General features: G+C 72.3%; 17 protein-coding genes and 1 riboswitch. Of the genes, 8 read left to right on the forward strand and 9 right to left on the reverse strand.

Annotated features, from left to right (window positions below; all coding sequences use genetic code 11):
• Window positions 1-298: AAA family ATPase (locus tag ACFW3L_RS06735; protein WP_378737182.1), on the reverse strand; the 298-nt coding region annotated here is incomplete at its 3' end.
• Complete coding sequence (locus ACFW3L_RS06740) at window positions 295-1764, reverse strand: adenosylmethionine--8-amino-7-oxononanoate transaminase (protein WP_378737184.1); 1470 nt, start codon at window positions 1762-1764, stop codon at window positions 295-297. The genes ACFW3L_RS06735 and ACFW3L_RS06740, both read right to left, overlap by 4 nt.
• 334 nt (window positions 1765-2098) lie before the next feature.
• Between ACFW3L_RS06740 and ACFW3L_RS06745 the strand changes: the two genes are divergently transcribed.
• Window positions 2099-3346: an 8-amino-7-oxononanoate synthase gene (locus ACFW3L_RS06745; RefSeq protein WP_378737186.1), complete on the forward strand. Its 1248-nt coding sequence runs from the start codon at window positions 2099-2101 to the stop codon at window positions 3344-3346.
• Window positions 3347-3422: 76 nt separating this feature from the next.
• A complete protein-coding gene (locus tag ACFW3L_RS06750; RefSeq protein WP_378737188.1) occupies window positions 3423-4874 on the forward strand; it encodes an SGNH/GDSL hydrolase family protein in 1452 nt (483 codons plus the stop codon).
• 108 nt (window positions 4875-4982) lie between these two features.
• On the opposite strand, the gene rocD is transcribed toward ACFW3L_RS06750, so the two are convergent.
• Window positions 4983-6257: an ornithine--oxo-acid transaminase gene (rocD, locus tag ACFW3L_RS06755; protein WP_378737190.1), complete on the reverse strand. Its 1275-nt coding sequence runs from the start codon at window positions 6255-6257 to the stop codon at window positions 4983-4985.
• A gap of 374 nt (window positions 6258-6631) precedes the next feature.
• Between rocD and ACFW3L_RS06760 the strand changes: the two genes are divergently transcribed.
• The 3 genes from ACFW3L_RS06760 to thiD all read left to right on the forward strand — a co-directional run bounded on the left by ACFW3L_RS06760 (window position 6632) and on the right by thiD (window position 10594).
• Window positions 6632-8332, forward strand: a complete 1701-nt coding sequence (locus ACFW3L_RS06760) for an acyl-CoA synthetase (RefSeq protein ID WP_378737192.1) — start codon at window positions 6632-6634, stop codon at window positions 8330-8332.
• A gap of 354 nt (window positions 8333-8686) precedes the next feature.
• A complete protein-coding gene (locus ACFW3L_RS06765) occupies window positions 8687-9613 on the forward strand; it encodes a DUF368 domain-containing protein (RefSeq protein WP_378737194.1) in 927 nt (308 codons plus the stop codon).
• An 88-nt stretch (window positions 9614-9701) separates the two neighbouring features.
• Window positions 9702-9802: riboswitch (TPP riboswitch) on the forward strand.
• The gene (thiD, locus tag ACFW3L_RS06770) at window positions 9791-10594 is read left to right on the forward strand and encodes a bifunctional hydroxymethylpyrimidine kinase/phosphomethylpyrimidine kinase (protein WP_378737196.1); all 804 of its coding nucleotides are present in this window, start codon (window positions 9791-9793) and stop codon (window positions 10592-10594) included. It overlaps the preceding riboswitch by 12 nt.
• 89 nt (window positions 10595-10683) lie before the next feature.
• Here the strand turns inward: thiD and ACFW3L_RS06775 are convergent, their stop codons facing one another.
• Entirely contained in the window at window positions 10684-12129 is a 1446-nt protein-coding gene (locus tag ACFW3L_RS06775) for an alanine/glycine:cation symporter family protein (protein ID WP_378737198.1), read from the reverse strand.
• A 220-nt stretch (window positions 12130-12349) separates the two neighbouring features.
• Window positions 12350-12616 (reverse strand): DUF6457 domain-containing protein, encoded by a 267-nt coding sequence (locus ACFW3L_RS06780; protein WP_378737200.1) that lies wholly within the window; start codon window positions 12614-12616, stop codon window positions 12350-12352.
• Between the two features lie 228 nt (window positions 12617-12844).
• On the opposite strand from ACFW3L_RS06780, the gene ACFW3L_RS06785 reads away from it, so the two are divergent.
• Window positions 12845-14029 carry a glycosyltransferase family 4 protein gene (locus tag ACFW3L_RS06785; RefSeq protein ID WP_378737202.1) on the forward strand — a complete coding sequence of 395 codons (1185 nt, stop codon included), beginning with the start codon at window positions 12845-12847 and terminating at the stop codon, window positions 14027-14029.
• Window positions 14030-14157: 128 nt separating this feature from the next.
• Here ACFW3L_RS06785 and ACFW3L_RS06790 read toward each other — a convergent pair whose 3' ends face one another.
• Complete coding sequence (locus ACFW3L_RS06790; protein WP_378737204.1) at window positions 14158-15504, reverse strand: pyridoxal phosphate-dependent aminotransferase; 1347 nt, start codon at window positions 15502-15504, stop codon at window positions 14158-14160.
• A gap of 147 nt (window positions 15505-15651) precedes the next feature.
• On the opposite strand from ACFW3L_RS06790, the gene ACFW3L_RS06795 reads away from it, so the two are divergent.
• Window positions 15652-16602, forward strand: coding sequence for a LysR family transcriptional regulator (locus tag ACFW3L_RS06795; protein WP_352387775.1), 951 nt, complete (start codon window positions 15652-15654; stop codon window positions 16600-16602).
• Between the two features lie 91 nt (window positions 16603-16693).
• Here the strand turns inward: ACFW3L_RS06795 and ACFW3L_RS06800 are convergent, their stop codons facing one another.
• The 3 genes from ACFW3L_RS06800 to ACFW3L_RS06810 all read right to left on the reverse strand — a co-directional run bounded on the left by ACFW3L_RS06800 (window position 16694) and on the right by ACFW3L_RS06810 (window position 19274).
• Complete coding sequence (locus ACFW3L_RS06800) at window positions 16694-17023, reverse strand: hypothetical protein (protein WP_378737207.1); 330 nt, start codon at window positions 17021-17023, stop codon at window positions 16694-16696.
• Between the two features lie 110 nt (window positions 17024-17133).
• On the reverse strand, window positions 17134-18363 hold the full coding sequence (locus tag ACFW3L_RS06805; RefSeq protein WP_378737208.1) for a glycosyltransferase: 1230 nt from the start codon (window positions 18361-18363) through the stop codon (window positions 17134-17136).
• A gap of 29 nt (window positions 18364-18392) precedes the next feature.
• On the reverse strand, window positions 18393-19274 hold the full coding sequence (locus tag ACFW3L_RS06810) for a DMT family transporter (protein WP_378737214.1): 882 nt from the start codon (window positions 19272-19274) through the stop codon (window positions 18393-18395).
• Between the two features lie 435 nt (window positions 19275-19709).
• On the opposite strand from ACFW3L_RS06810, the gene ACFW3L_RS06815 reads away from it, so the two are divergent.
• Complete coding sequence (locus ACFW3L_RS06815; protein ID WP_378737216.1) at window positions 19710-21347, forward strand: beta-N-acetylhexosaminidase; 1638 nt, start codon at window positions 19710-19712, stop codon at window positions 21345-21347.
• Window positions 21348-21392 lie beyond the last annotated feature (45 nt).

A 21392-nucleotide genomic window follows, 5' to 3' on the forward strand; every position in this document is an offset into this window, starting at 1 on the left:
CGTGGTCGAGCGCGCGGTCGGCCACCTCCCAGGCGGCCGGTCCGTCCCGACCGCTACGCGCGGCGGCCGTGGCGGGGGCGAGCGGTTCGGGGAAGCGGGCCGTCTCGGCGGTGGTCACCCCGGGGACCAGCCGGGCGACGGTGCGGGCGTCGCCCTCCTCGTCGGGGCCCACTCCGGTCTGGGCGGCCTTGAGCACGGCCACGCGGCGCCCCCGGGCCGCCGCGAGGGCGGCGACCGCCGCCGTGGCCACGGTCTTGCCCACCTCGGTTCCGGTGCCGGTCACCACGAGCACGGTCACAGGTTCCCCTCCTCGTCGCGCCCGGACGGGGTCCGCGTCTCCCCGGGCTCGGTCGGGGTCCGCGCCTCCCCGGGCCCGAACGAAGTCCGCGCCTCCTCGCGCCCGGACGGGGTCCGCGCCTCCCCAAGCTCGGGCGGGGCCGTCCCGCCCTCCAGTGAGGCCTCGGCCGCCGCGACCATCGCGGCGGCGATCGTGGCGACCTCCTCCTCGGTGCAGACGTAGGGCGGCATCGCGTACACGTGGTGTCGGAAGGGCCGCAGCCACGCACCGGCCGCGACCGCCGCGCGGGTGGCCTCTCGCACGCGCACCGGGCGGTCCAGTTCGATCACGCCGATCGCGCCGAGCACCCGCACCTCCCGCACGCCCGGCAGGCCCTCGGCCGGAGCCAGTCCCTCGCGGAGTCCGGCCCCGACCCGCGCCACGTCGCCCCGCCAGTCGCCCTCGGTGAGCAGTTCCACCGAGGCCAGGGCGGTGGCGCAGGCCAGCGGGTTGCCCATGAACGTGGGGCCGTGCGCGAGCACGGGCACCTCGCCCCCGGCGATCCCCCGCGCCACCCTCCCGGTGCACAGGGTGGCGGCCAGGGTCATGTAACCGCCGGTCAGCGCCTTGCCCAGGCACATGATGTCGGGAACCACCCCCGCGTGGTCAGCGGCGAACATCTCCCCGGTGCGCCCGAACCCGGTGGCGATCTCGTCGAAGACCAGCAGCAGCCCGTACGCGTCCGCGATCCGTCGCAGTTCACGCAGGTGGTCGGGGTGGTGGAAGCGCATCCCGCCCGCGCCCTGGACGACGGGTTCGACGATGATCGCGGCCAGTTCCCCGGCGTGCTCGCGGGCCAGCCCCTCGAACCGCGCGAGGTAGTCGGGGTCGGGCGGGGTGTCGAACCCGGCCGGCGGCTCGGGCGCGTGCACCTGACCGGGCAGGACGTCCCCCCACAGCGCGTGCATCCCGCCGTCGGGGTCGCACACGCTCATGGCGTGGAAGGTGTCGCCGTGGTAGCCGCCCCGCCAGGTGAGGAACCGGCGGCGTGCGGGGGAACCGGTGGAACGGTGGTACTGGAGGCACATCTTCATCGCGACCTCCACCGACACCGACCCGGAGTCCGCGAGGAAGACGTGGTCGAGGCCCTCGGGGGTGATCCGGACCAGTGCCTCGGCCAGCTCGGCGGCGGGCGCGTGGGTGAGCCCGCCGAACATCACGTGGCTGAACCGGTCCACCTGGGCGTGCACCGCCGCGTCCAGTCGCGGGTGGCGGTAGCCGTGGATGGACGACCACCAGGACGCCATCCCGTCGACGACGCGGTGGTGGCGGCCGTCCGCCCACAGGTCCAGGTGGGCGCCCTCGGCGCCGGTCACCACGTAGGGCGTCTCGGCCGCGGGCACGGTCGTGTAGGGGTGCCACAGGTGTGCGCTGTCGGCGGCTCGGACCCGGGCGGGGTGGGCCGTCTCGGTGCTGGTTCGCGACATGGTGACCCATTGTTCCGCCCACGGGGCGACTGGTGCCCCGTACGAGTGAGCCAGGAATCCCCACCGATTCTTTGTGGGCTTTCACCGGTGACCGGGGAGCCGGAAACCGGCAGAGTCGTACACGCCTCCCTGGCACCGCGAGGGACGGGTCGCCCCAGCGGGCTTGGCCGCCGCTGGGTCGACCCGCCCAGGGCCCTCTCTCACCGGCCCCACGGTCCGGGCAATTACCTCGTGCACAAGGCTTTTACCCGCACACGTGGCCCCTCCCCGCCCCCTCACGCACGGAGCCGCACCAGCGACCGCACCCACCACCGATCCCCGAGGAGCCCTCCGCATGGAACGCCTCGACACCGCCGTCCGCCGCACACGCCGTCCCTGGACCCTGCGCGCGACCCGTCCGGGGCCCGCCCCGCTGCCCTCGGGCCATCCCCTCGCCTGGCTGGACCGGGCCGCCGAGCGCCGCGCCCGGGCCGGACTCAGCCGCCGGACGGTGCCCCGCTCCCCCTCGGACGGACTGCTGGACCTGGCGGGCAACGACTACCTCGGGCTCATGCGGCACCCCGCCGTACTGGCGGCCGCCGCCGACGCCGTCCACACCTGGGGCGCGGGCGCCGGGGGTTCGCGGCTGGTCACCGGGGACACCGAACTCCACGCCGAACTGGAACGCGAGCTGGCCGACTTCCACGGCGCCGAGGCCGCCCTGGTGTTCTCCTCCGGGTACGCGGCCAACCTCGCGATGGTGGCGTCGCTGGTCGCCCCGGCCGCCGACGACGTCGAACCGCCACTGGTGGTGTGCGACCAGTACAACCACGCCTCCCTCATCGACGCGACCCGGCTGGCGCGTGCCGCCGGCGCCCGCGTCGCGGTCTTCCGCCACCGCGACACCGGGCACGCCGACGCGCTCCTCTCCGAGGCACCGGGGCGACGCCTGCTGCTCAGCGACACCGTGTTCTCCGTGGACGGCGACCTCACCGACCTCCCCTCCCTCGCCCGGACGGCACGCGACCACCGGGCGGCGCTGCTGTTGGACGACGCCCACGGGCTCGGGGTGCTCGGCCGGGGCGGACGCGGCGCCGTGGGCGGCACGGAACTGGCCGCCGCCGACGACGTGGTGGTGTCGGTGACCCTGTCCAAGTCGCTCGGAGCCCAGGGCGGCGCCGTCCTGGGATCGCGCCGGGTGATCCGCCACCTGGTGGAGACGGCGCGCACGTTCGTGTTCGACACCGGGCTGGCCCCCGCCTCGGTGGGAGCGGCCCTGGCGGCCCTGCGCGTGCTCCGTGCCGAGCCCGAGCGCGCCGAGTCCGTCCGGGACCGCGCCCGCGAGCTGGCCGAAGGGCTCCGCCAACGCGGCATGGAGGTGAGCCAACCGGACGCGGCAGTGGTGTCGGTGGTGGCCCGCTCCCCCCAGGAGGCGCTGGCCTGGCGGGCCGCCTGTCACGAGGCGGGGGTCCGGGTGGGCTGTTTCCGACCGCCCTCGGTCCCGGACGGCCGCTCCCGGCTCCGCCTGACCGCCCGCGCCACCTTGGACAACGCCGATATCCGCCGTGTTCTCGACGTCATCGCGACAAACCGCCCCGGGTAGTCTGGCCACTGGATCAGGGGTGCGCCTTGCGAACGCACCCCGCACGCCCCGCGGAACTGGGAGGCGGTAGGAGATCGTGTCAGCGCGTGATGGCGACCCCCGGGAGCCCCGGGAACCGGAGGGCCCGGAGGACCCCGCCGCGACCTCCGCCTCCGGCGAGCCCGTGAACGGCCCCGAGCAGGACCGGACCGAGACGTCCGAGGCCTCCGGACAGGACCGGACCGAGGTCTCCGGGACCGCCGAGTCCCCCGAGACCTCCGAGGCCTCCGACCCGGACGCGTCCGGGTCCACCGCCCCCGACGACGGCGACGCGGGGGTCCGCGCCCGTCGGGTCCGTCGCCGCCGCGTCAGCCTCGTCACCGTGTCCGTCCTCGTCCTGGCCCTGGTGGCGGTCCTGGCCGTTCCCACCAGCCGCGACGCCCTCCTGCGGCTGTGGTGCGACGCCACCGGCGGCGTGTGCCCCGGCGAACCACTGCCTCCCATCACCGAGGACGAGGAGGAGGACTGGCGGGTCCGGATGGACCCGAAGGACGCCGCGCTGTGGGGCAACTACGTGTCCCTGGGCGACTCCTACTCCTCCGGAGACGGCGCGGGCGAGTACGAGGAGGGCACCGCCGAGCCCGGTGAGTGCTGGCGCTCCGAGCACGCCTACCCCAGGGTCATCGAGGAGGAGTTCTCCTTCGACGGCGCGCTGGGCTTCTACGCGTGCAGCAGCCACAAGGGCTCCGACATGCTCAGCCAGGTCGGCACCCCCGAGTCGCAGATCGAGCGCGTCACCGAGCACACCTCGCTGGTCACGGTCGGGATCGGCGGCAACGACCTCGGTTTCATCCCCGTCCTGCGCACCTGCATCATGCGGATGCCGCTGCTGGAGCGGACCGCCTGCACGGACCAGGAGGAGGAGGTCACCGAGCGGATGGACGCGTTCGAGGACACCCTCACCGAGGTGCTCACCGAGATCCGCGACCGCGCCCCGGACGCCCGCGTGCTGGTCCTGGGCTACCCCCGGCTGTTCCCCGAGCAGCCGCCCGGCATGTACTACACGCTCTCCCAGAGCGACCAGCTGTGGCTGAACACGGTGGCCCAGCGGTTCAACGACCGGATCCGGGACACGGCGTACCAGGTGGACGGCGACGTGTACGGAGCCCGCCAGGTGGGAAGCGTGGAGTTCGTCAACGTCTTCACCGCGTTGAAGGGCCACGAGGTCAGCGAGGACGACGCCTGGCTCAACGGGATCGTCCTCGGGCAGCTGGGTGAGGGCCTGCGCGTGGACCGGGCCAGCTTCCACCCCACGGCCGAGGGGCAGCGCTCCATCGCCGAGCGCGTACGCCTCCAGATCGAGGAGGGCCCCGAGCGGGTGCTGTTCACGTCCCGGGAGACCCTGGACAAGGTCGACGCCGAGGTGCTCCACACCGAACTCGGCGGCCCGCTGGACCCGGTCAACGCCGTTCCCGGCTCCGACGACACCGACGAGGCGGAAGCGGACGAGGAGGGGAACGGCGCCACCGAGGCCGGTGCCGGTTCCTGACCCCTCCCCCGGCCGCGCGGCCGAAGGCCACGGTGCCCCGGCCCGGAGGAGTCCGGGACGGGGCACCGTCGGTCCGCCCTCACCCGGGGCGGGAGACGGGCGTCGCGTCTACCCGCGCTCCGCCCTGAGCTCCGCGATGACCTCGGCGAACCGGTCCAGGCCCCAGTTGAGGTCGTCCTCACTGATCACCAGCGGCGGCGACATCCGCACGGTCGAACCGTGGGTGTCCTTGACCAGGACACCGTGCTCCGCGAGCCGCTTGCACAGCTCCTTGCCCGAGGCCAGCGCGGGGTCGACGTCCACGCCCGCCCACAGGCCGATGCTGCGCGCCGACACCACCCCGTCACCGACGAACGCGTCCAACCTGCGCCGGAGCACCTCGCCCAGTTTCCGGGCGTTCTCCAGGTAGGGCCCCTCGGTCAGCATCCGGACGACCGTCTGGCCCACCGCCCCGGCGAGCGGGTTCCCGCCGAAGGTGCTCCCGTGCTGTCCGGGCTGGATGACGCCGAGGACGTCCTCGTCGGCCACCATCGCGGACACCGGCAGGATTCCGCCGCCCAGCGCCTTGCCGAACAGGTAGGCGTCGGGGACGACGCCGGTGTGCTCACAGGCCCGGATCGTGCCCGTGCGGCCCAGACCCGACTGCACCTCGTCCGCGATGAACAGCACCCGGTTGGCGTCGCAGATCTCCCGGACGCGGGGCAGGTAGTCCGCGGACGGCACGATCACGCCGGCCTCGCCCTGCACCGGCTCGATGAGGACCGCCACGGTGGTGTCGTCGATGGCCTCCTCGATGGCCCGCGCGTCTCCGTAGGCCACCGAGCGGAAGCCGGGCGTGTAGGGGCCGAAACCCGTCTTCGCCTCGGGGTCGGAGGAGAAGGAGATGATCGTGGTGGTCCGGCCGTGGAAGTTGGCCCCGGCGACGACGATGGTCGCCTGGTTCTCCGGGACGCCCTTGACCTCGTAGCCCCACTTGCGGGCCACCTTGATGCCGGTCTCCACCGCCTCGGCACCGGTGTTCATCGGCAGGACCTTCTCCTTGCCGACCATGTCCGCGAGGGAGCTCACCCACGGGCCGAACTGGTCGTTGTAGAAGGCCCGGCTGGTCAGCGTCACCCGGTCGATCTGGGCGTGCGCGGCGGCCAGGAGGTCGGGGTTGTGGTGGCCGAAGTTCATGGCCGAGTACCCGGCCAGACAGTCGAGGTAGCGCTTGCCCTCCACGTCGGTCACCCAGGCACCACGGCCCTCGGCGATCACGACGGGCAGGGGTGAGTAGTTGTGTGCGGACCTCGACTGTGCGAGTTCGATGTGGTCCGCGCTGGAGAGTCCCTGTCCGCCGGGGTTTCCGACGGAGTCCTGCTGTCCCAGATTCTGGGTGGTCATCTAGCCGCTCCGATCACCTTTGACCGATGGTCAGACAGTAGATACCCACCGTGGGGCCCTGTAGAGCCCGGCGGCGGGATCTCCAAGAGTTGAGCAGATGATCCGGTGAGCCCACAAGGGGTGGTGAAGATCACCGGCCCGGCCCCCGGGCCCGAAACCCCGACACCTCCGGCCCCGGCACCCCCGCTGAGCTTGAACGCCCCGGCGGGGCCTCCGACGAGGGTGACGGGGGACGGTTACGCAGGTGACGCGGTACACAGCGCCCACAGCGATCGGCCGCCGCCCCGACGGGTACGTTCGCTCTAACCAGCCACAGCCGCCGCGAGCGCCCCGCGCCGAGGACGGCGCCCACGACCGTCAGGGAGGTCATCGACGTGCCCCAACACGCGTCCCCGGACACCCCCTTCTCCCTCGCCAACCTCATGACGGCGGTGGCCGACGCCGTCCCCGACCGGATCGCGCTGGTCGCCGGTCCGCGCCGCCTCACCTACCGCGCCCTGGACGAGCGGTCCACCCGGCTGGCCCGGCACCTGGCCACGGCCGGTGTGCGCCCCGGGGAGAACGTCGCGATCCTGTCCTTCAACCGCGCCGAGTGGGTGGAGTCGTTCCTGGGCGTGCTGCGCGCGGGCGCGGTGCCGGTCAACGTCAACTACCGGTACGTGGCGGGCGAGCTCCGGCACGTGCTCTCGGACGCGCACGCGGTGGCCCTGATCGCGGAGGACTCCCTGGCCACGACGGTGGCCGCGGTCCGCTCCGACCTGCCGCGCCTGCGGCACGTGCTCCTGCTGGAGGACGGCTCCGAGCGCGACGCCTCGCTGGGCGGCGTCGACTACGAGGAGGCGCTCGCGGCGCACGGGCCGGACTCCGGGGACGGTGCGGTCGAACTGCCCGTGACCAGCGGCGACGACCACTACCTGCTGTACACCGGTGGCACCACCGGCTACCCCAAGGGGGTGCTGTGGCGCCAGGCCGACGTGTTCCGCGCCGCCGTGGAGCGACGCGACCCGGGTGCCCCGCGTGCCGGGTCCGCACAGGACGTGGCCGAACGCGCCGCGCGCTGTTTCCCGCTGCGCATGCTGGTGCTGGGGCCGCTCATGCACGCCGCCGGGCAGTGGAACGCCCTGAGCATGCTGCTGTGCGGCAAACGCGTGGTGTTGTCCACCGACCGCAGCTTCCGCGCGTACCGGGTGCTGGAGCTGGCGCACCGCGAGGGCGTGCACGCGGTGCAGCTGGTGGGCGACGCGATGGCGCGTCCGCTGGCCAGGCACCTGCTGACCGAACCCGACCTGTGCCCGGAGCTCACCTCGGTGCGTTCCGGAGGCACCCCGCTCACCCCCTCGGTGCGCGGGCTGTGGCGGGCCTGGCGCGAGGACGTGGCCCTGGCCGACGCCTACGGCGGTTCGGAGACGGGCGTGTGCGGGTCGGCCACCGCGCCCGACGAGCACACGAGTGTCGCGGACTCCGCGGACCGGCGCAGCTTCACGATGGGCGGCAGCATCGCCGTGCTCGACGACTCCCTGCGGCCGCTCCCGCCGGGGTCGGTCGAGGTCGGCCGGATCGCCCGGACCGGCCGGATTCCGCTCGGCTACTACAACGATCCGATCGCCACCGCGCGCACGTTCCCCACGGACGGTGACGGGCGGCGCTGGGCGCTGTCGGGCGACTACGGCACGAGGGCCGGAGACGGTTCCATCGTGCTGCTGGGCCGGGGCAGCGTGGTGATCAACACCGCCGGGGAGAAGGTCTACCCCGAGGAGGTGGAGGCCGTGCTCAAGGCGCACCCCTCGGTGGAGGACGTGATCGTGGTGCCCTCCCCGGACGAGAGGCTGGGCCAGAAGGTGACGGCCCTGGTGTCGCTGGCCTCCGGTTCGGCTCGGGACGAGGGCGCGCTGCGGGCGCACTGCCGGGTGCGCCTGGCCGGGTTCAAGGTGCCTCGGACGGTGCACTTCGTGGACAGGGTGCGACGCACGGCGGTGGGCAAGCAGGACTACCGGTGGGCGGCGTCGGTGGCCGGGGAGGACCCGGCCGCGCCCGCCGTTCCGACCTCGCGACTGTCCGGTTCGCGCCGGATCTGAGACCGGTTCCACGCCGTCGTCGTCACGATCCGTTTTCGGACCACGGACCTCGCGGACTGATACCTGACCAAAACCCGGATTCTCCGGGCGATCGGACGCCTTCACCCCGTCCGGCGCCGCTAGAATCGGCACTGCCCGGCCCGGGGCCTGACGGCTCTCCTCCCCCTCGCACGGCCCGGGCGGCACACATCCCCGCGCGGGCCGGAGCATCGAACCGGTGGAGGTCGCCTCCATGACCCGCGTGGTACAGCACCCCTTTGACCCGCCGGTCGACCGTTCGCACGGACCGGCGACCCCATCAGGACGGAGGACGGCGCCCTCTCCCGGGAACCCCCCGGGCCAGCGCCCGACAACATGGCCAAGTCAGTAGGCTCCTACATCTTCAACGCGGTGCGCGGCGGCGCCGTCGGCACCTCCGAGGCACTGCCCGGCATCAGCGGCGGCACGGTCGCGCTGATGGTCGGCCTCTACGACAAGCTGATCGGTGGCGCGGGCCACGTGGTCAGCGGCATCAAGCGCTACGTCACGGACGTTCCCCGGGGCCGCGGCAAGGAGCGCGCCCAGGAGCAGTTCCGCCAGGTGGACTGGTCGGTGCTCGTCCCCGCCCTCATCGGCATGGCCGTCGCGCTCATCCTGGCCGCCATCTTCCTCGCCCCGCTGGTGGAGGTCTACGAGCAGTACGCGTACGCGCTGTTCTTCGGCCTGGTCCTGGCCTGCCTGTGGATCCCCTACACCGGCGCGGGCAAGAAGTGGAAGGCCTGGCACTACGCGGTGGCCCTGGTCTTCGCGGTGCTCGCCTTCCTGCTCACCGGCCTGCCCGGCGCCAACCTGCCCACCCACCCGGTGATCGTCTTCTTCGCGGCCGCCGTCGCCATCTGCGCCCTGGTGCTGCCGGGCCTGTCGGGTTCCTTCATCCTGCTGATCCTGGGCCTGTACGAGCCGACCATGGCCGCCCTGCGCGCGGCTGACCTGCCCTACATCACCGTCTTCGTGCTGGGCATGATCACCGGTCTGGCCCTGTTCGTGAAGGTGCTCCAGTTCCTGCTGGAGAACCACCACCACATCACCCTCGTGGTGCTCACCGGTCTGATGGCCGGTTCGCTGCGCGCCCTGTGGCCGTGGCAGGACCACAACCGCGATCTGGTTCCGATGAGCGACGTCCCCGTGACGCTGGCCTTCGCGGTCGGCGGCTTCGTGGTGGTCGTCGGCATGATCGTCTGGGAGCGGCGCAAGCACGCCCAGCAGGAGCAGGTGGAGACCCGCCACAACGTCACCGTCTGACCGCGCGGAGGGGGGCGGTCCGCCCCGGCGGACCGTCCACTACAGTCGAAACCACCACAGACCAACACTGATGCCGGGGCCGCGAGGCCCCGGCGGCGCGGGGTGCCGGAGAGAGTCCTCCCGGCTGAGAGCACACCCGTCGAACCTGCCCTAGTTCGTACTAGCGAAGGAACGCCAATGAGCGCGTACAACGTCGTGTCCATCGCCGGAAGCGACCCCAGCGGGGGCGCCGGTGTCCAGGCCGACCTGAAGTCGTTCTCCGCCCACGGGGTCTTCGGGATGACCGTGGTGACGGCGTTGACCGCCCAGTCCACACGCGGGGTCACCGGGGTCCACGGTGTCCCCGCGTCCTTCGTCACCGACCAGATGGACACCCTGTTCACCGACGCGACCGTGCACGCGGTCAAGGTGGGGATGCTGTCCACGTCGGAGGTCACCGAGGCGGTCGCGGCCGCCGTCGACCGCTACGCGCTGCCGAACGTGGTCGTGGACCCGGTGATGGTGGCCAAGAGCGGTGACCGCCTCCTGGAGCGGTCCGCGATCGAGGCCCTGCGCACCGTCCTGCTGCCGCGCGCCGACCTGCTCACCCCCAACCTCCCCGAGGCCGCCGACCTGCTCGGCGAGACCGAGGCCACCGGCCTCAAGGAGATGCGGGGACAGGCCGAACGCCTCCTCGAACTCGGTCCGCGCCGCGTCCTGCTCAAGGGCGGGCACCTGCCCGGTGAGGAGAGTGTCGACCTGCTGGTCGACGGCGTCTCGGAGCCGGTGGAGTTCCGTGCCGGGCGGGTGGCCACCCGCAACACCCACGGCACCGGCTGCACGCTCTCCTCCTCGATCGCCGCCCTCCTCCCCCAGCGCCCGGACACGGTGGCCGCCGTTTCCGACGCCAAGGCCTACCTCACCGAGGCCCTGCGCCACGCCGACGAGATCCACGCGGGCGACGGCCAGGGACCGGTGCACCACTTCCACGCCTGGTGGTGAACGGACGACACCACGCGAAGGGGGGACCGGCCACCGTGGCCGGTCCCCCTCGTCGTCGGCCGGGGGACCCGTCCCCCGGCCGGAGCGCACTACTTGCTGACGTCGTCCATGATCACGTCCGGGTTCTTCCACTCGGGATGGCCGAAGAACTTCCGTGTCTCCGCGACCACCACCGGGGAGAGCAGGATCAGACCCACCAGGTTCGGCAGTGCCATCAGACCGTTGGCGATGTCGCTGAACAGCCAGACCGACTCGATGCTGGCGGTCGCGCCGACGTAGACGACCCCGATGAACACCAGGCGGTAGGGCAGGACCAGGTAGCGCTTGCCCTTGGCCAGGTACACCATGCAGCGTTCGCCGTAGTACGACCAGCCGAGGATCGTCGTGTACGCGAAGACCGCCACCGCGCAGGCGATGAAGACCACGCCGAAGGAGCCCAGGGCCGGGCTGAGCTGGCCCAGGCCCTGCTCCATGGATCCGGAGGTGAGCAGCACGCCCTTGCTGTCCGGGTCGTACCCGGCGCTCTCCGGGGCGTTCCACAGGCCGGAGGTGATGATCATCAGGGCGGTCAGGGTGACCATGATGATCGTGTCGATGAAGGTCTGCGTCATCGACACCATGGCCTGACGGACCGGCTGGGTGGTCTTGGCCGAGGCGGCGGCGATGGCGCCGGTGCCCAGCCCGGACTCGTTCGAGAAGATGCCGCGCGCGACACCGGTACGGATGACCAGCATGAGCGCGGCGCCCGCGAACCCGCCGGCGGCGGAGGTGCCGGTGAAGGCGTCCGTGAAGACGAGCTGGAAGGCCGGGAGCAGCTGCTCCCAGTTGATCATCAGCACCAGCAGGTTCATGAAGATGAACCCGATGATCATGAACGGCACGATCGCGGAGGCGAAGCGGCCGATGCTCTTGATACCGCCGAGGATGACGACGGCGACGAGGACCATCAGCACGACACCGATGATGCGGGGGTCGATGCCGGTGATGTTGTTGATCGAGCTGGAGACGGCCTCGGCCTGGGTGCCGTTGCCGATACCGAAGGCCGCGATGCCGCCGAAGACCGCGAAGGCGCCGCCGAGGAAGACCCCGAGGCCGCCGGGCAGACCGTTGCGGAGGTAGTACATCGGGCCGCCGGCCTGCTCGCCCTTCTCGTCCCTGGTGCGGTACTTGACGCCCAGGAGGGCCTCGCTGTACTTGGTGGCCATGCCCACGAGGCCGGTGACCCACATCCAGAACAGGGCGCCCGGGCCGCCGATGCCGATGGCCAGACCCACACCGGCGATGTTGCCGACGCCGACGGTGGCGGCGAGCGCCGTGCTGAGCGCCTGGTAGTGGGAGATGTCGCCCTCGGCCTGGTCGTTGTCCTCCTTGCGTCGGACCAGGGCGAGCCAGAGCGCGTGGCCGAGCTTGGTGAACTGGAGCAGCCTCAGCCGGACGGTGAGGAAGACACCGGTCAGGAGCAGCAGGGGAATGAGGACGTACGGTCCCCAGATGATCTCCGACAGGACGCCGGCCATCTCTAGGAGTTGGTCCACTGGGGACCTCTCTTTCGGTGATTGCGTGGGGTGGGGGGAACCAGCGGTGTGACGGGGGAACCGGGACCCTCAGAAACACGTTGGAACCGGTGGATACTGTTCGGTATCGGGAAAGAATGGCACTGACGCGTAACAAACAAATCACGCGAGGTCAGAATGCGTGTTACGACTCGTACACGCGCATTCGACACGGAGACCGCGTCAGCCACACGGGGCGCCGCTACCCCTCGCCGCCCTCTCCCTCCTCCCCCTTGACCTGGTCCAAGGCGAGTCTGCTGAGGAGCGCGGCCGCCTCGTCCGGGTCCGCCCCCTGTCCCACGGCCACACCGAGCAGGTAGGTCGTGAGCGGGGCCGCGGGTCGGGCCACGGAGTGAGCGGCGTCACGCGCGAGGTCGAGCACGCGGTCCACGTCGGGCTTCCGGAGGGGGTCGGTCCCGGTCAGCTCCAGTTCGGCGCGGACCAGTTCGGACCATTCCACGAGTGTCACCACACGGCTCCTTGGATGTGCGTTCGGGTTTCGTCGTTCGGCGATCACGGCCACGCCGGGGTCACCCGTCGGTCAGTCGACCGTGCGGACGGCGTCACCACCTGATCGGCCAACCCGTGTCGGCGCTTCGGGCGAGGTTCTCCCGCCCGGCGACCCGGGTTCACTCCCCGACCCTAGCGTCGGAGGCACCCACCACTCGGCGTGACACCTCGGCGTTGGGAGCCCCGCATGTCCCCCACACCCCCGCCCTCCGTCCACCGGCCGCCCCTGCGCGTGGCCATCGTGACCGAGTCCTTCCTCCCGCAGGTCAACGGGGTCACCAACTCCGTGTGCCGGATCAGCGAGCACCTGGCGGCCGAGGGACACCAGGCGCTCGTCCTCGCCCCCGGCCACGGCCCGACCTCGTACGCGGGCTTCCCGGTCGTCCGGACCCCGGCGCTGCCCCTGCCCGTGTACCGGGACTTCTCCATGGGGCTGCCCGCCCGGAGGACCATGACCGCCGCGATCCGGGCGTTCGCGCCCGACGTGCTGCACCTGGCCTCCCCCGCGCTGTTCGGCGCGACGGCGGTGGACGTGGCCCGCCGGTGGGCGCTGCCGACGGTGGCGGCGTTCCAGACCGACCTGCCCGGGTTCGCCGGACGCTACGGCCTGCCCGGGTCCGGGACGCTGTGGTCGCTGCTCCACCGCGTCCACTCGGCGGTGGACCGCACGCTGGTGCCGTCCTCGGCCACCCTGGAGGCGCTCTCCGGCCGGGGGTTCCCCCGGCTGGACCTGTGGCGCCGGGGTGTGGACGCCGCGCGCTTCTCCCCCGACCACCGGTCCGAGGAACTACGTCGCGAGCTGGCACCGAACGGTGAGGTGATCGTGGGGTACGTGGGCCGTCTGTCCCGCGACAAGCGGGTGCACCTGCTGGGCCATCTGGCGAGGCTGCGGGGGATGCGCCTGGTGGTGGTCGGGGACGGCCCGGACCGCGCCCGGCTGCGCCGCCTGCTGCCGGACGCCGTCTTCACGGGGCAGCGGACCGGCCCGGACCTCTCACGGCTGTACGCGTCACTGAACGTGTTCGTGCACACCGGTGCGGACGAGACCTTCTGCCAGACCGTGCAGGAGGCGCTGGCCTCGGGCGTACCGGTGGTCGTCCCGGCGGCGGGCGGCCCCGTGGACCTGGTGACGGAGGGGCACAACGGCCTGCTGTACCGGCCGGACTCGGTCCGTGAGCTGCGGGTGGCGGTGGGGCGGCTGGCCCACAACCGGGAGGTGCGGGCCCGGATGGCGGCCCGGGCCCGGCCCTCGGTGGCGCACCGCACGTGGCGGTCGGTCAACGAGGAGCTGGTGGAGCACTACAGAGCGGTGATCGCCCCGAGCCACGAGCTGGCCGCCCGCCGGGAGCGGATGACGGCCGGGGGCGTGTGACTGCGGCGCGGATCGGCCGGGAAGGGCGTGACGGGACCCTCCCTGGGAGAGAGAGGGAGGGTCCCGTCGGTGGTGACCGCCTCACCCCGTATAAGAGAGGCGGGCACGATCTGGGCGCGGACGCGCGGTCAGTGGACCGGCTGCGCGATCGCCGCCGGAGCCGGGATCACCGTGCTGGGCGACGGGGTGCCGGAGGCCGCGGTGTCGGAGAGCAGCGCCCCGAGGACCTCGGTGAGCCGGTCCAGGTGGGAGCGGATCCACGGCAGGGACAGGGGGTCCTCGGCGGACAGCGCCGCGTACCGCTTGTCCTCGGAGTCCCCGTACAGGAGGCTGGTGGCCACCCGCATCCGCAGGGCGGCGGAGCTCTCGCCGAACTCGACGGCGGGCAGCACCCCCATGCCGAAGTGCTCCAGGAGGTGCCCGGTCAGCTCCGGACCCGTGGTCACTCCGTGCAGCGCGGACAGCCGCTCACGGACCGGTTCGAAGTCCGGGTAGAGGTAGAAGGCCGCCGTCGGGGGCGAGACGAGCGCCCCGGCCCGGGAGAAGACGTCGGCGACGGCGCGGGCCACGACGCCGTGCAGGCGACGGCTGCGGTCCACGTGGTCACGCAGCTCGGCCGGTTCACCGAAGGCGTACGCGGCCGCCTGCTGGACGGGCGCGGCCGGGCTGGACCAGATCTCGCTGGCCACACCCAGGAGGCCGCCGCGCAGGCGGTGGCCGATCTCGGAGTCGGGCAGGCGCAGGACGCCGATCCGCCAGCCGCCGAGGGCCAGGTTCTTGCTGAGCCCGGTGGAGATGACGGTGCGCTCGGGCGCGTACTCGGCCGGGCTGTGGACCTCCGCGCGTTCCCGGCCGTGCTCGTCCACGTGAACGAGGTCCCGGTAGATCTCGTCGGAGATGATCACGAGGTCGAGTTCGCGGGCGACCTCGGCCAGGCGGCGCACGGTCTCCGCCCGCGCGACGGTGCCGGTCGGGTTGTCCGGGACGGTGACGACCACCGCGTTGACGGTGCGTCCCTCCTCCCGGGCGGCGGTGACGGCGGCGTGCAGCAGGTCCGGCTGCGGTACCCCGCCCTGCCCGGTGGCGGTCGGCACCATCACCGGACGCTGGCCCACGAGGCGGCTCTGCGCGGCGTAGCTGACCCAGCTGGGCGCGGCGATGGCGGTGTCCCCGCCGATCTCCAGGAGCAGGCTGTAGAGCAGGGGCTTGCTGCCCGGACCGGCGATGACCAGGTCGGGGTCGGTGGGCAGGCCCCGGCGGTTCCAGTACCCGGCGGCGGCCTCACGCAGGTCGCTGGAACCGGCGACGGGCCCGTAGGAGTTGGCCGCGTTGCTCGCCGTGAGCTGGTCCCGCATGACCGGGTGCACCGGCAGACCGGCCTCACCGAACCCGAGCGGAAGCACGCGCAGCCCTTGGCGGCGCTTGTCGTTGAGGGCTTCGTTCACGGCGAGGGTGGCGGACACAGTGACGGTCATGGATGACTCATCTCCGGCTTGTCGTTAGGCGCTGACCACCGGTTGAGCTGGGCTCTCGTCCAGCTGGTGGCCTCTCACACCCCAGCCTGCCCAGATCCCGCCATCAGTACAAGCGAGTCTTTTCGATGCTGAGCATAAGATGACCTAATGCTTGACCTTCGACGACTCCAGCTCCTCCGCGAGTTCAGTACGCGCGGGACCATCGCCGCGACCGCGCACGCCCTGGGATACACGCCTTCGGCGGTGTCCCAACAGCTCGCCACGCTCGAACGCGAGACGGGGGTGGCGCTGCTGGACCGGTCGCCGCGCGGCGCCGAACTGACCGACGCCGGACAACTGCTCGTGAACCAGGCCGAGGAGATCCTGGCCCTGGTCGAGGCGGCCGAGTCCGTGCTGGCCGAGCAGTCGAACATCGCCCTGGGGGTGGTGACGGTCACGGCCTTCCCGACCGCCGCCGTGGCGTTCGCTCCGCTGTTGGCGCCGCCGCTGCGCGGCTACGAGGGCATGCAGCTGGTCCTGAGGCAGACCCTCCTGGCCACCGGCACCCAGAAGGTGCGCTCCCGCGAGGTGGACATCGCCCTGGTGGACGACTGGACGGGGCAGCACCCGGGCCGGGGTCCCGACAGCGGCCTGCGCCACGTGCACCTGCTGCGGGACCCGATGGTGCTGGCGGTCCCGGAGGGCCACCGGCTGGCCGACCCGGAGGTCCCGCTGGTGCTGGACCAGATGCTGGGTGAGTCGTGGATCGTGGCGCCGGAGGGCGAGCGCTCGCGGCACGGCACGGAGAAGCTGTTCGCCGAGGTGGGCGGGTTGCCCGCGGCGACGTGGGAGTTCGAGGGGCTGGGCACGATCCTCAGCCTGGTCTCGCGGGGCATCGGGATCGCGGCGGTCCCGGCCCTGGCCATGGTGGGTGCCCCGGCGGGTCTGGTGTACCGGCGGTTCCCCTCGTCACCGGAGCGGCACGTGTACGCGGTGCTGCGTCCGGCGTCGCTGCGGCGCCCGGCCGTGCAGGTGACCCTGTCGGCGCTCCGGGACGCCGCCCGCAGCGTGGAGCGGGAGCTCAGCCCGGTCTCCCCGCGCGTCCAGGGGCCGAGGTGACGGCGCGGGCGCGCACACGGCCCGCCCCTTCAGGGGACGGGCCGTGTTCGGTGTTCTGTCGGTCGCTTCCGGTGGCCTGTACGGGTACCGGTCACGCGTCGTTGCTCCTTCGGCGCGCCTTGTCGATCCTGCGGCGGAGCTTGCGACAGACGTGGCGAGCTCGGTCGCGGTCGTCGCGGGCGTTCCACCAGCGCGCGTAGGCTTCCAGTCTTCTCTTGCGCAGGGAGTCCAGCTCGGCCTCCATCCGGTTCACCCGGTGCTCCAGGTCGATGCGTTCTCGTTCGAACGACGACATGTCGCGTTCGTGGAAACCGGCCTCGCGCTCGGCGCTGACCAGCCGATCCGTGAGACCTTCGGTGACGTTTCCACTCTTGGCGATCCGGCTGACGCCGGCCTGTCCGCTGATGCCTTCGAACCACACAGTTCTGGTCTTTCCTGTGGCGGCCCGAGATCACCGATCGCTACGCAAAGAATGCAGAAAGTGTTCAAAGCGGACTTTTTGGGAGCCGATGTCTGGACACGGAACCTCGGCTAGGCCACCATGACCCGCTCGGACGCCGAGCGGCCCTGACCGCTCCCCCGGAGCCGCGTGTAGACCGCCTCGAACCGGTCCAGCGACCGGTGGTGGTCGTGCTCCTGGGCGATCTCGCGACTCGCCCGTCCCAGCTCCCCGCGTCGCCCTTCCGAGCCGAGCACCGACAGCAGACGGTCGGCCAGGCGCACGTGGTCGCCCGGCGGGAACAGGAAGCCGTTGCGCCCCTCCTCCACCAGGTGGGGCAGCGCCATCGCGTCGGCGGCCACCACGGGCAGACCCGTGGACATCGCCTCCAGCGTGGCGATGCTCTGGAGCTCGGCCACGCTCGCGATGGCGAAGACGTCCGCCGCCGCGTAGACCATCGGCAGGTCCTCGTCCGGCACGAAACCCAGGAAGAACACCCGGTCCGCCACGCCGAGCCGGGCGGCGAGCGCGCGCAGCTCCGCCTCACGCTGCCCGGTCCCGGCCAGCACCAGCTGCGCGTCGCGCTCGGGGACGATCATCGCCAGCGCCCGGATCGTGTCGTCGATCCGCTTCTCCTCGTCCAGCCGCCCCACGAAGACCACCGTGTCCCGCTCGGGCAGGCCGAAACGGTCCCTGGCCGCCGCGCGGTCCCCGGCCCGGGGGTGGAAGCGGTCGAGGTCGATCCCGCAGGAGATCGCCTCGATCTCCCGGGCGAACCCCCGCTCGCGCAGGAGTTCTGCCGCGCGCGGGGTCGGGGTGGTCACGTGGTCGGCCTCCCCGGCCACGCGGACCATGTCCCGCCAGGCCAGCGAGCCCGCCGCGTGCTGCATCGGTCGCGGCACGCGGGCGTGCGCGTACAGGTTGTCCGGCATGAAGTGGTTGGTCAGGACCACGGGCACGCCCTCCGCCCGCCCCCGACGCAGGGCCGAACGGCTGAGGGGGAAGTGGCTCTGCACGTGGAGGACGTCGGGGTCCAGTCGCCGCAGGACCCGGGCGATATGCCCGCCCATCCCCAGGGGGACGGCCGCCCGCATCGCGCTCTGGAAGGGGATCGGGGCCGAGCGCAGCCGGTGCTCGGTGACGTTCCCGTTGACCGTGACGTGGGGTTCGCCCCCCTCGGAGGGGCACACGACGTGCACCCGGTGCCCGCGTCCGGCCAGCCCCTCCGCCAGGCGGAACGTGAAGTAGCCAGCGCCGTTGACGTCGGGCGGGTAGGTGTCCGAGGCGATCAGGACGCGCAGTGGACGGTTCGGCTGTGCCATCTGGGATCTCCCTGTTTCAACGAGTGCGGCTACTGGGGGGCGGCGGAGGGACCGGGGTCGCTGTCCGCCTCCGGGTTGCGGTGCCGGGACCGGGCCAGGGTGACGGTGCCCGCGAAGGCGACGAGGGCGAACAGCACCGCCCCGACCTGTTCGACGGGGGTGTCCGGCACCCCCTCACCGAGCAGCAGCGCGCCGATGCCCACGCCGACCACCGGGTCGGCGATCAGCAGGGTGGCGTACGCGGCGGCGAAGTGCCCGGTCCGATAGGCGTTCTGGAGCAGGAGGGCGCCGAAGACCGCGGTGGCCCCCGCCATGACGGTGAGCCAGCTGACGAGGTTGACCGGGTCCTCCACGGCGCGGGAGGTGATCACCCGGGCCAGACCCGACGTGGTGCCGAGGGCGGCGCCACCCGCGGCCGCGAGCAGCAGGGCGCGCACCCCGCTGGGCAGCCAGTGGGCGGTCAGGTACACGAGGCCGCCGGCCACGATCATCCCGCCGGACAGCCACAGCGCGGTCTGGGTCGACATGACCGGCGGATGGGAGCTGTGCGGGAAGGTCGTCAGGAGGCCGACCAGGCCGACCATCACCGCGACCCCGGCCAGGATCTGCGCGACGCGGACCCGCTGCCGGTTGAACACGGCGGACAGCACGATCGCGAACAGCAGCCCGGTGACGCCGATCGGCTGGATGATGGTCAGTGGCGCCCCGCTCAGGGCGAGCAGGTGGAGGCAGGCCCCCAGCACCGCCGCCCCGGTGCCGAGGAGCCAGCGGGGCTGGCGCAGCAGGTGCAGGAGGAAGCCCGCCCGCGCGACCTTCCGCCCGGGGGCGCGCACCGCGTCGCGTTCCTGGAGAGCCGAGCCCAGAGCCAGGGCGAAGGCCCCCGCCACGGCCATGAGTACGTGCAACGGCATCAGGCGAACCACCCCGTCGAGGCCGAACCCGTCGTCCCCGGTGCTCCGCGCATCACCGCATCCCCCGCCACTCGGTTCTCCCCGCGCCCGGCAACCGGGCACGGGCAAAACAGTACGGAGGGACGGCGTGCTCCGGCGATAACGCCACCCCCCGTCTTTCTCGTAGTGTCGTCCCCACCTCGCGGGGACGGGCACACACCCACACGCGTGTCGGGGTTCCACCTCGGTTTCGGCACCGCCCGGGCCCGGGTCCCCCTCCCTTACGTCTCCCGCAAAAGCCGGGGCGTCAAGAGTCCTCGCGGGTCAAGAGTGGGTATTGGGTGGTCCCGAATAGCGGAGCCCGCCCGGACCGATTGCCCCGGGACCCTGTGCCGCCGTAGCCGGACGTGACACTATGTCCGGGTATTGGTCTAGACCGGACAGGAGCAGTGCCGCGTGCCTGAGAACCCCCACCCCGATCCCCTTTCCCTGCTTCCCCGGCCCCGGGAGCTGACCACCGACGGTTCCGGCGGACTCACCCTGACCTCCGCCACCCGTGTCTCCGCGGACCACGAAGCCCAGGGCACGCTGGCCTGGCTCCAGCGCGAGCTCGGCGCGGCCACCGGCCTGCCCCTGGCCACCGGCGACGAGGAGGACGCCCAGATCCGGCTGAGCGTCGACCCGGGCGCGGGACTCGGCCGGGAGGGCTACCGCCTGATCATCGACTCCGAGGGCGCGATCGTGGTGGGCAACGAACCCGCCGGGGTGTTCTACGGGGTGCAGACCCTGCGCCAGCTGCTGCCCGTCGACGCCTACCGCTCCAGCCCCCTGAGCGGCGCCGAGTGGCGTCTGCCCGCAGTGAGCATCACCGACGCCCCGCGCTTCCAGTGGCGCGGCGCGATGCTGGACATCGCCCGCCACTTCCAGCCCAAGCGCGAGATCCTGCGCTTCATCGACCTGCTCGCGCTGCACAAGCTCAACGTGCTGCACCTGCACCTGACCGACGACCAGGGCTGGCGGGTCGAGATCCGCCGCTACCCGAAACTGACCGAGGTCGCCTCCTGGCGCACCGAGAGTCAACTGGGCGCCACCAAGCCCGCGACCTTCGACGACCGACCGCACGGCGGCTTCCTCACGCAGGACGACATCCGCGAGATCGTCGCCTACGCGGACGCCCGACACGTCGCGGTGGTCCCGGAGATCGACGTCCCCGGCCACTCCCAGGCGGCCATCCACGCCTACCCCGAGCTGGGTGAGGTCGGGCAGATCCCGGTGGGCACCCAGTGGGGCGTCTTCGAGGAGATCCTCGCCGTCACCGACAACGTCCTGGAGTTCTACAAGAACGTCTTCGACGAGATCATCGAGCTCTTCCCGAGCACCTACGTCCACGTGGGCGGGGACGAGGTCCCCAAGACCCAGTGGAAGAACAGCGCCTCCGCCCAGAAGCGGATCAGGGACGAGGGACTGGCCGACGAGGACGAGCTCCAGAGCTGGTTCATCCGCCAGCTCGACGACCACCTCACCCAGCGCGGCCGTCGCCTGCTCGGCTGGGACGAGATCCTGGAGGGCGGCCTCGCGTCGGGCGCGACGGTGATGTCGTGGCGCGGCGAGGAGGGCGGCATCGCGGCGGCCCGCGCCGGACACGACGTGATCATGGCCCCCACCGCCACGTCCTACCTGGACTACAAGCAGTCCGAGCGGCCGGACGAGCCGGTTCCGGTGGGCACGCTCCTGCGGGTGGAGGACGTGTACGCGGGCGAGCCGGTCCCCGCCGACCTCACCGTAGAGGAGGCCCGGCACGTCCTCGGCGGGCAGGTGAACCTCTGGAGCGAGCACGTCGACAACGCGCGCAGGCTCGACTTCATGGTCTTCCCGCGCCTGACCGCCTTCGCCGAGAAGATCTGGTCCGAGGGGGAGCGCGACTTCACCGAGTTCGAGCCGCGTCTGCGCCACCACCTGCGCAGGCTCGACGCGGCGGGCGTGGAGTACCGTCCGCTCGACGGCCCGCGCCCCTGGCAGACCCGCCCCGGCGTCTACGGCTGGGGCTACCAGCCCGGCCAGGAGGCCCCGGAGCAGGGCCACGCCGGAGCGTAGACGACCCGTCGGGGCCGGTCCCGTGTGGGGTCGGCCCCGACGGCC

It is taken from the genome of Nocardiopsis sp. NPDC058789, from assembly GCF_042745575.1.
In the GTDB taxonomy this organism is placed as follows: Bacteria; Actinomycetota; Actinomycetes; order Streptosporangiales; family Streptosporangiaceae; genus Nocardiopsis; species Nocardiopsis eucommiae.

Coding starts and splice junctions, on each gene's coding strand:
- ACFW3L_RS06810 (WP_378737214.1), bottom strand. CDS start 19,274: ATGCCGTTGCACGTACTCATGGCCGTGGCGGGGGCCTTCGCCCTGGCT.
- ACFW3L_RS06745 (WP_378737186.1), top strand. CDS start 2,099: ATGGAACGCCTCGACACCGCCGTCCGCCGCACACGCCGTCCCTGGACC.
- ACFW3L_RS06785 (WP_378737202.1), top strand. CDS start 12,845: ATGTCCCCCACACCCCCGCCCTCCGTCCACCGGCCGCCCCTGCGCGTG.
- ACFW3L_RS06790 (WP_378737204.1), bottom strand. CDS start 15,504: ATGACCGTCACTGTGTCCGCCACCCTCGCCGTGAACGAAGCCCTCAAC.
- thiD (WP_378737196.1), top strand. CDS start 9,791: ATGAGCGCGTACAACGTCGTGTCCATCGCCGGAAGCGACCCCAGCGGG.
- rocD (WP_378737190.1), bottom strand. CDS start 6,257: ATGACCACCCAGAATCTGGGACAGCAGGACTCCGTCGGAAACCCCGGC.
- ACFW3L_RS06805 (WP_378737208.1), bottom strand. CDS start 18,363: ATGGCACAGCCGAACCGTCCACTGCGCGTCCTGATCGCCTCGGACACC.
- ACFW3L_RS06795 (WP_352387775.1), top strand. CDS start 15,652: ATGCTTGACCTTCGACGACTCCAGCTCCTCCGCGAGTTCAGTACGCGC.
- ACFW3L_RS06765 (WP_378737194.1), top strand. CDS start 8,687: ATGGCCAAGTCAGTAGGCTCCTACATCTTCAACGCGGTGCGCGGCGGC.
- ACFW3L_RS06740 (WP_378737184.1), bottom strand. CDS start 1,764: ATGTCGCGAACCAGCACCGAGACGGCCCACCCCGCCCGGGTCCGAGCC.